8 protein-coding genes and 1 pseudogene are annotated in these 8,647 nt (G+C 70.5%); 3 read left to right on the top strand and 6 right to left on the bottom strand.

The genetic code is table 11. The features are described 5' to 3' along the window. Positions 1-216: 216 nt before the first annotated feature. The 3 genes and pseudogenes from ACFV1W_RS39430 to ACFV1W_RS39420 form a co-directional block, all read right to left on the bottom strand. A complete protein-coding gene (locus ACFV1W_RS39430) occupies positions 217-855 on the bottom strand; it encodes a hypothetical protein (protein WP_380422266.1) in 639 nt (212 codons plus the stop codon). Between the two features lie 25 nt (positions 856-880). Further along, a pseudogene (locus ACFV1W_RS39425) lies at positions 881-1,726 on the bottom strand (hypothetical protein); the annotation flags it as partial. A gap of 30 nt (positions 1,727-1,756) precedes the next feature. Beyond that, on the bottom strand, positions 1,757-2,728 hold the full coding sequence (locus ACFV1W_RS39420) for a TniB family NTP-binding protein (RefSeq protein ID WP_380422265.1): 972 nt from the start codon (positions 2,726-2,728) through the stop codon (positions 1,757-1,759). 86 nt (positions 2,729-2,814) lie between these two features. Between ACFV1W_RS39420 and ACFV1W_RS39415 the strand changes: the two genes are divergently transcribed. Continuing rightward, positions 2,815-3,045, top strand: a complete 231-nt coding sequence (locus ACFV1W_RS39415) for a WD40 repeat domain-containing protein (RefSeq protein WP_380422268.1) — start codon at positions 2,815-2,817, stop codon at positions 3,043-3,045. A 650-nt stretch (positions 3,046-3,695) separates the two neighbouring features. Here the strand turns inward: ACFV1W_RS39415 and ACFV1W_RS39410 are convergent. Further along, entirely contained in the window at positions 3,696-4,268 is a 573-nt protein-coding gene (locus ACFV1W_RS39410; protein ID WP_380422263.1) for a PH domain-containing protein, read from the bottom strand. Between the two features lie 227 nt (positions 4,269-4,495). Here ACFV1W_RS39410 and ACFV1W_RS39405 point away from each other — a divergent pair, with 227 nt between their 5' ends. Then, positions 4,496-5,764, top strand: a complete 1,269-nt coding sequence (locus ACFV1W_RS39405; RefSeq protein ID WP_380422262.1) for a YncE family protein — start codon at positions 4,496-4,498, stop codon at positions 5,762-5,764. A gap of 134 nt (positions 5,765-5,898) precedes the next feature. Here ACFV1W_RS39405 and ACFV1W_RS39400 read toward each other — a convergent pair whose 3' ends face one another. Both ACFV1W_RS39400 and ACFV1W_RS39395 read right to left on the bottom strand, forming a co-directional pair. Continuing rightward, positions 5,899-6,375: a hypothetical protein gene (locus tag ACFV1W_RS39400; protein WP_380422261.1), complete on the bottom strand. Its 477-nt coding sequence runs from the start codon at positions 6,373-6,375 to the stop codon at positions 5,899-5,901. Between the two features lie 275 nt (positions 6,376-6,650). Further along, positions 6,651-7,502: a LysR family transcriptional regulator gene (locus ACFV1W_RS39395; RefSeq protein WP_380422259.1), complete on the bottom strand. Its 852-nt coding sequence runs from the start codon at positions 7,500-7,502 to the stop codon at positions 6,651-6,653. Positions 7,503-7,597: 95 nt separating this feature from the next. Here ACFV1W_RS39395 and ACFV1W_RS39390 point away from each other — a divergent pair, with 95 nt between their 5' ends. Then, positions 7,598-8,329: an SDR family oxidoreductase gene (locus tag ACFV1W_RS39390; RefSeq protein ID WP_380422258.1), complete on the top strand. Its 732-nt coding sequence runs from the start codon at positions 7,598-7,600 to the stop codon at positions 8,327-8,329. The last annotated feature ends 318 nt before the right edge of the window (positions 8,330-8,647 follow it).

Raw genomic sequence — 8,647 nt, 5'->3', positions numbered from 1 at the left:
AGCGGGGAGATATCTGGCCGTCCGCGGGGAATCCGCTGGCCATCAGTGGGGCCCTATATGGCCGCCTATGGGGAGCTTTTCATGGCCGCCGTCACGCACTCGGGATGTCCGTGGATCTTGTCCTGAGCTGCGGGCTTGCCCGGTCGGTTTAGAACTGTGTGTTCGCGCGTTCTCAATGGATCTGGCTGCCGCGGAACCTCGGAGCGGGTTGCCGAATCAGGCGCTGGTTCGCGCTGCGACTGACCGGGCCATGAGTTCGGCGGCCTGGCGGACCTGTGCTGCGTGCGTTGCGGGTGATTGGGCGGTGATGACGAGCCCGTGGGTGTCGGTGAGGGCGACCCGGTGGTGACTTTGACGCCAAGTGGTGCCGTCGTGCTGATAGGCGAGTTCGACGGCTTCGAAAGCGGCCTCGGTGCAGTGATCGATCAGGGTTTGACCAGGGGCTATGAGCTCGGTGAGCGGGGGAATCCGGTCGTGGCTGCGCGGGCCTTGCAGGTAGATCGCGGAGCCGGCTGGCCCGAACAGAAGGAACGGGGTGGAGTTGTCGCCGGCGGGCGGGGAGTCGATCGCGAAGCCCTCGGGCCACTCGACCGAGAAAGGCGATGTCTCGATCCGCCAGACGTGCTCAGTGGGTCCGGCGAGCACCTCGACGACCTCGTCAGTCGACTGGGCGTTCGCCAGCTCGGTCGTGGGCTCCTCTGCAGGTCCGGTGACGACAGCGGTGTGAGCGGTCTGGCCCTCCCAGCGGGTCACGCGCACCGTGCCCGGCGCGTGTTCCGGACGCTCGAAGGTGTAGGGCCAGATCGGTATCAGCGTCATGCCGAAACCGGTCAGTCGAGCGAAGACGTGGCCCATGTGCCCCTCCCAGGTCAGAGGGTCCTCATGATCGCATGCGGAGATTGGCCGGTCGGACTGGGGAGTCGCGCTCCAGGGAGGCGGCAAAAGTGCTGGTAAAGCGGGTCGTGAGCGGGGTGGAGTAGATCCGGGCGAAGCGTCGGCTCAGCTCAGTTGTCGTGGCCAGGTAGAGCTCCTTGGGGTCGACGGTGACCGTTGGCGGGTTGAGGATCAGGCCGGCCAGCACGGTGATCTCGGGGAAGGCCGCCAGGCGGTGGCGATCGTCGAAGGGGATCTTCCTGCTGACGGGGTGGTCCTCGATTCGGTCGAGGCGACGGGTCCACTCCCGCCCGAGGTCGAGCGGCATGCCGGCGGCGGACCACTCGTCGGTGATCTTCCATGCGAGATCGAGGGCCTGCTGCATCCCACGGCCCTGACGTCGGGCGAGCAGGTCGAGGCGGTGCTGGGCCTTGAGGACCTCGGGCAGACTGGTGAGCGGGATGTCGTGTGTGGACCGGGTCCAACGCTCGTGACGCGAGCAGAGGTGCCGGTGTGCGGGAGCGCGGACGATCACGATGGTGGCCGATGAACTGCGGCGGGCCGTGCAGCAGCGGCAGAGCCGGCCGATCACATGGTCCGACCGGGGCAAGGTGCGTTGGGGATCGAGGAAGTCGGCGAGCGCGGGAAGGGCCCTGGCGAGTCGGGCCGCCGGGCGATTGACCAGGGCGGACAGGCGGTTCGGGGACTCGGGGGTCCAGCCGGCCGTGCTGTCGGTGAGTGGCGAGAAGTCCGAAGGCAGCGGCCCGAGGAGCTGGACGAGGCGGCTGGCGGCCCGGTTGTTGGCGACGGCCAGGCGGTGCAGGTAGGAGCCGAGGGTCTCGCCCTGAACGGGGCCGGGGCGACGGGCAGGAGTTGGAGGTGGTCACGCCGCGTCGACATCTGCCCGCCGGCGGCGGGGGCTGCGGGCCCGGCGGCGTTCGACGCGTGAGTGCTCGGCGGCCTGATCGACTTCGATGGTGTCGAGGGTCTTGCGGGTGATGGCTTCGCTGCCGCGGATGATGGTCTCGATGGAGGCACCTCGGATCAGCTGGGAGAGGCTTCCGATCGCGCCGTCGGTGCGCTCATGGAGATAGCCGTCGAGTTTCACCAGGCTGCCGCGCTTGTGCCGGTGGAGCCGTAGGGCGTCTTCGAGGGAGGCGACCAGGTTGCGCCAGTTCTGGCGCTGTGCGCCGGTGCCGTAGGCGAACGGTTCGGTGTCGGTGACGGTGTAGCGGCCGGCGATCTGCTGTCCGCGTACTCCGGCGAACAGGCCGCTGGCGGCGACGTCGATGCCGGCCAGCACGAAGGTGGCGGGGATGCGTTCGGAGAGGTATTTGAGCTGGTCGGAGGCTTCGGCTCCGGCCTGGGTCGCGAGATTGAGGTTGTGGATCTCGTCGACCAGGGCGAGTTCGACACGCATCTTGATCAGCAGGTCGCAGACCGCGTTGGTGACGGACGACTGCGTCTCCTGGCGGAAGACCGGGATGCCCAGGAACCGGGCGAACTCGATGGCGAGCATCTTCGGGGTGGCCCGGGGCGGGACGGTGACGTAGACGACCGGCAGGCGTCCCGCCGCGGCCGGGCCGAGTCGTTTGCGGACCAGGAGTTCGTGGTTGCGGCCCAGTTGGGCGATGGCGGTGGTCTTCCCGGTTCCGGCCTGGCCGGTGACGATCGGGCCGCGGCGGCCGGAGATCTGGTGCCGATTGAGCAGGACCAGCCGTCGTCCGGTGGTGAACACGTCGCGGACGGTGGGGGTGGCCACGGTCACGAGTCGGGAGTGGTAGTCGAGCCGGGGCTCGTTGTAGGCGAGCAGGTTCTCCTCGCTGAGGGCCTTGAAGTCCTTGAGCGAGAGCATCTTCGGGCAGGTGGGGGTGTCGTCGACGAACCGCTTCCAGCCGTCCTTGGTGGTCAGCGGGGGCGGACTCCCGGCACTGCGGCGAGCTGACTTTCAGCGCTGACGGGCGGTACGCCCTGGCCTCGGTCGCCGAGGGCGGGGTCCGTCTGTGGGAGCTCGCCACCGGGCGCTGTCTGCGGACCCTGAGCGGGCACCAGAAGGGTGTCGCGGCCCTCGCGGTGACGCCCGACACGAACGTCGTCCTGACGGCCGACGGTACCGGGATCCTGCGGCAGTGGGAGCTGGACTGGGAGCTCCGGGCTGAGGAGGGCCGGTAACGTCCTTCTCCGAGGCCGTGGTGCTCACATTCGCGATCGCGCGGCAGGATGCCCGGGCGGGCGGCGCGCGGGAGGTCGGACCGCCCCACCTGCTGCCGGGGGCTGGCCGTCCTGTGCCGCTCCGATCCCGACCGCGTCCTCGACCGGCAGCGGTCGCAGCCGTCGGACCGAGCCGCGTTCCAGCTGGAACTGGGCCTGGCCGGCAGTGCTTCACCCGGGCGGACGTCACCGGGCCGCACCCGGCTCAGCGCGACCGCGAGACGGTCCGGATCCAAGGCCCGGCTCCACACCAGGGCCGAGTTCCGGTGCTCGGGGAAATCCTCCAACGCCAGACCGCCATCACGCCGTGCCGGTCTCCTCATGCGCACTCCCCTCAGGAGGCCGCCCGAACCGGTCGGCGGTCCATGCTCCACCACGCCTATGACGGAGCACTCGCCCTCCCCGATCCGGGCCGTCGTTCCCCTGCGAACCCGTCCGCACCACGCGAACTGCCACGCTCCGCAGGGGGCGCCCCACGGCGGCCGGCCGGGCTACCCGGGGGAGTGACCCGACGGTACCGGCGGTAAGCGGCCCGGACGCACCTCGGCCCCGGCTCCCCTCGTGGCGGCCGGGGCCGAATCGATTCTGCGACTCAGCGAGCGGTCAAGCCGCTACGGCTGCTGCAGGATGACGACGACGAGGATCACCGCGGAGGTCAGGAATCCGAGCAGGACGCCCGCCACGGTGGGCGTCACCCGGTCCCGGAGCTGCTTCGCCGGCTTCACCCGCTGCGTCGGGTGCGTGCTGTACTCCCACCAGTCCACCAGTCGCTGGAAGTCCGTGTCGAAGTCCGCGGACGGGTACAGCCGGCTGGTCTGGAGGCCCGGCAGCGAGCGGCGCCGCCCGTCGGTCAGGAAGACCCGCGCCGCGTACGCCACCGATCCGTTGCTCTTGGTCTCCCGCACGTCGACCCAGCGGATCTCCTGCCACGGGTACGTCCGGCCGCGCCCGAAACCCCAGCAGACGCTGACACCGTCGGCGCCGACCCGGCTCCAGGAGCGCCAGCTCAGGACGGCGGCCGGCACGCAGAGCGCGACGGTCACGAGGACCATCCAGAACGTGGGCCAGGGGCCGAGGTTCATCCCGCCGAAGACGAGCTGGGCCGTGAGCACGAGGAGGAGCGGGAGGAAGTTCGACCACGAGGGCCGGAACAGGTCTTTCCCCCGGAAGATCAGTTCGTTCACGGGCGCACACTACGCCTGAGCCCAGGTCCGGACCAGGGGGTTTCACGGTTTCCGTACGGTGGGCGGGAGACCGGCGGACCGGCCGGCGGCGACGGGCGGACGGCCCCGCCGCGAACGCGTCCGCCGCCGACGTCTTGCCAGCGGACCGGACCCCTCCCTACCGTCGAATGGCGCAAACTGACAGTCCGTCTCACAACCCGTCGTGCCACCCCCACGAAGGAGCGACGATGTCCAGGACAGGTCCCCGGCGCCGACTCGGCGTCCGATCCCTCTGCACCCTCGCGGTCGCACTCGGCCTGCTCGCCCCGGCCGCCGCCACCAGCAGCGCCGCCCCCGGAGCCACCCCGGCGCTACGGGAGGTGATGTTCGTCGGCAACAACTGGGACGGCACCGCCGACGTGATCGAATCCTCCGGCGCCCTCGGCAAGGTCGGACGGATCGACGTCATCCCCGACAAGGACCAGCGGCTCGCCGAGATCTACCTCAACCCCGTCAAGCTCGGCTACTTCCTCGGCATCAGGCTCGGCCCCGGCGAGGGCCACGACCAGTTCGTCGACGACATGTACAGCACGCCGGACGGCACCGCCGTGGTCGTCTCCCGGCCCAGCTTCGCCGACGTGGTCTCCCTCGACCTCGCCACCGGGCGGGTCAACTGGCGCTTTCCCGTGGCGGGTTACCGCGCCGACCACATGGCGCTCTCGCCCGACGGCACCCGGGTGGCGGTCTCCGCCTCCACCGCCAACACCGTGCACGTCCTGGACGTCCGCACCGGCGCCGAACTCGGCTCGTTCCACACCGGGGACAAGCCGCACGAGAACATCTTCACCGACGGCGGCCGGCAGCTGTGGAACATGTCCATCGGCAACGTCGAAACCGCCCTCGACGCGCCCTGGCTGGACTGGACGAAGGGCGACCGGCACATCACCGTCGTCGACGCGGCCACCCTCACCCCGATCCGCGAGATCGACATGCGCAAGCGCCTCGACGACGCCGGCCTCGGCGGCCTCTCCAACGCCGTCCGACCCGCCGTCTTCTCCCCGGACGGCACCCGGCTCTACTTCCAGGTGTCCTTCTTCAACGGATTCCTGGAGTACGACGTGGCCGCCGACCGGATCACCCGGGTGAAGACCCTCCCGGTCGACCCGGCCGCCAGTACCGACCGCACCACCTGGCCCAACGACTCCCGCCACCACGGCCTGTCGATGAGCCCGTCGGGCGACCGGATCTGCGTCGCGGGCACCGTGGACGACTACGCGACGGTGGTCGACCGCGCCACCCTCCAGGAGGGGCCGCTGGTGCCCGCGTCCAAACCGTACTGGGCGACGGTGAGCGGGGACGGCAAGTCCTGCCTGATCTCGGAGAGCGGCGCGGACGAGGTCACCGCCATCGACTTCGCGACCGGCCGCAAGACCGTCTCGGTCGCCGTCGGCCGCCACCCCCAGCGTGTCCGCCTCGGCCACGTCCCCACCGGCTGGACCGGGCCCACGAGGCCGTAGCGCGCCGAGCCCGCGGCGGAGCGTCGGTTCTCTTCGGCGTGGCGGCGCGTTCGTCCCGGGCCCCGGTGAACTCGGGCGGGGGCAGGACGTGGAGCGCGTCGGCGATCGCCTCGAAGTCGGGCGGCTCGGCCACGTCATGGGACCTTACGCCGGGCCGCCCACCGGGCCTGCCGGGGCGGTCCGCCCGGGACTCCGGTCGCGGGACACGGAGTTCCCGTCGGGGCGGGCGGGTCGTTGACCCGCCGTGGCTGACGGGACGGACAGTCGACCTCTACACCGCCGCCGGCGTGTCGGGCCAGCACCTGCACCGCGACCGCATCCTCGACGAGGCCCGCCACACCAGCGAGCCAGGGCACGGAGTCGGCGGCGTCGACGACGGCCCTCCCGTCGATGAACACCGCCCCACCGGTGCCGCCGCCCGCGAGTTCGATCCAGCCCGCCAAGCGCCGGTCCGGCCGGCGCACCGCGAGCACCGGCGAATCGGTGTCCCAGCTCTCGACCAGCACCATGCGGTTCTTGGCGCTGCGGGTTCCGGTCGGCGCGCCCAGGCGGCGCAGGAGCGGGTCGGTGGAGGAGCGCTCGGCGGCGAGCGCCAGACGAACTTCCTCCACCGGCACGGCGCTCGGCTGGGACGCTGCGTCGACCGGGCACGCGCCCGGTGATTCGACGCGCGAGGTATTGGCGGCAGGCGTGAATCCATCGGCGACGCCGCTTGTTTCGACGTGCGGGGAAACGTGGTGGCGGGCCGCCGGAACGGCCGGGTCGACATTGTGACTGCGATTGATGGTTTGCGAATGCGAGCTGTAGTTGCGAGCGGCGGTCCGGGGCTCGGTCCAGTCACGTGAGCCGGGACACGACAGGTGGAACCCGGCCAGGCGTATTGGAACTACCGGAGACGGGTCGCAGTCCGGACGAGGTCTGCGACGGCTCTGGACCGACTGTGCGGCGGCCAGGCGATCACGGTGGTGACCTTCGGCGCGTCCAGCACGGGCACGGCGGCGAGGTCACCGTGCAGTTGAGCACGGCACGACTCCGGTGAGACCGCGCAAGCACGGCCGAGCGCGACGAGCTGCAACAACTGCGTGTGGTCGCGGACCTGCGGGCCGGGGCCGGGCGGGTAGGTTCCGTCGGGGTCGGGCCAGCGTGGCAGGGGCAGGCCGGGCAGCCCGGTGATGTCAGCCATGTGCACATGGGTCCGGACGGTGAGCGGATGCCCGGCCGGCAGGACCACAACCTGGCCCTCCGTGCTGAGTTCTTCGGTGTCGAACCCGGCCGTCGAGTCGAACGGCCGGTGCAGTAGCGCCACGTCGGCCCGGCCCTCGCGCAGAAGTCGTTCCTGCTCGGCCGGCCCGCACAGGATGACGTCGACGGGGACCGCGCCGGGTTCGGCGGCGTACGCGTCCAGCAGTTCCGCCAGCAGTTCGCGGGACGCGCTGGCCTTCGTGACCAGGACCAGGCCGGGACGGCCGGTCGAGGAGAGGGCGGCTCGGCGGGTCCGGCGCTCGGCCGCTTCGACCGCGTCGAGGGCCGCCCGGCCCTCGGCCAGCAGCACCGAGCCGGCTTCGGTCAGCGTGACGGTGCGGCTGGTCCGATCCAGCAGCGCTGCCCCGAGTCGGCGTTCGAGCTGCTGGATCGTCCGTGACAGAGGCGGCTGTGCGATCCCGAGCCGCTGTGCGGCGCGCCCGAAGTGCAACTCTTCGGCGACAGCGACGAAGTAGCGCAGTTCCCTGGTCTCCATCCGGCCACGGTACTCCGGATCAATACCTGGAAGGTATCGTTGCCCACCCAATCGGTCTTGGACCCCCGCCGGGGTCCGAGAGCAGCATGGTCCCCATGAGCGAGCGAACGATTGCGCTGGTCACCGGCGCGAACAAGGGAATCGGCTACGAGATCGCCGCGGGCCTGGGCGCCCTCGGCTGGAGCGTCGGCGTCGGCGCCCGCGACGATCAGCGTCGCAAGGCCGCGGTGGAGAGACTGCGCGCGGCCGGCATCAACGCGTTCGGCGTACCGCTGGACGTGACCGACGACGCGAGCGTGACAGCCGCCGCACGGCTGATCGAGGAACAGGCCGGGCGCCTCGACGTGCTCGTCAACAACGCAGCCATCACGGGCAGCACGCCCCAGGAGCCCACCCGCGTCGACCCCGCCACCATCCGCACGGTCGTGGAGACCAACGTCATCGGTGTCATCCGCGTCACCAACGCGATGATGCCGCTGCTGCGCCGCTCCGGCTCACCACGGATCGTGAACATGTCCAGCAGTGTCGGCTCCCTCACCCGGCAGTCGGGAACCGGCGCTGATCAGACGACGGGTCCCATCGCCGTGGCGTACGCGCCGTCGAAGACGTTCCTGAACGCCGTCACCCTCCAGTACGCCCGGGAGCTGAGCGGCACGAACATCCTGATCAACGCCGGCTGCCCCGGCTACGTCGCGACCGACCTCAACGGCTTCCGCGGCGTGCGCACCCCCGAACAGGGCGCGGCCATCGCCATCAAACTCGCGACCCTGCCCGACGACGGCCCGACGGGCCAGTTCTTCGAGGACGCCGGCGTAGTGCCCTGGTGAAGTGCACGGCGGTCATCACCCGCGCAGCCACCAGGGTGAGGCCGCTTCGCCTGCGCGTCTCGAACAGGTTCACCGACTGCGTCGGCCGCCCCGGCCGACGCACCGGTACTCGGGGCAACGCTCCGCACCGCTACTGGTTCCAACATGGATGGCATTCACCGCAGGTTGCAAGCAACGTGACCATTTGGTTCCTGTCCGTCTCAGCCAGCCTGGTCCGTGTCTCAGTGGACGTTAAGTCCGTTTCTGGTAGCGGCCTCGTTCGGGTTGGGTGAGGAAGCCTTGGCGAGTGAGGCGTCCGAGGCGGCTGCGGGTGATGTT

This window comes from Kitasatospora sp. NPDC059648 (genome assembly GCF_042734825.1).
GTDB lineage: Bacteria > Actinomycetota > Actinomycetes > Streptomycetales > Streptomycetaceae > Kitasatospora.
Note: the sequence above shows the minus strand (reverse complement) of the source record. Positions and strands in the feature narration are given on the sequence as shown.

Bases quoted from the DNA above. Each gene is read 5' to 3' on its own strand.
- ACFV1W_RS39430 (WP_380422266.1), bottom strand. From the start codon at position 855: ATGGGCCACGTCTTCGCTCGACTGACCGGTTTCGGCATGACGCTGATA.
- ACFV1W_RS39420 (WP_380422265.1), bottom strand. From the start codon at position 2,728: ATGCTCTCGCTCAAGGACTTCAAGGCCCTCAGCGAGGAGAACCTGCTC.
- ACFV1W_RS39405 (WP_380422262.1), top strand. From the start codon at position 4,496: ATGTCCAGGACAGGTCCCCGGCGCCGACTCGGCGTCCGATCCCTCTGC.
- ACFV1W_RS39395 (WP_380422259.1), bottom strand. From the start codon at position 7,502: ATGGAGACCAGGGAACTGCGCTACTTCGTCGCTGTCGCCGAAGAGTTG.
- ACFV1W_RS39390 (WP_380422258.1), top strand. From the start codon at position 7,598: ATGAGCGAGCGAACGATTGCGCTGGTCACCGGCGCGAACAAGGGAATC.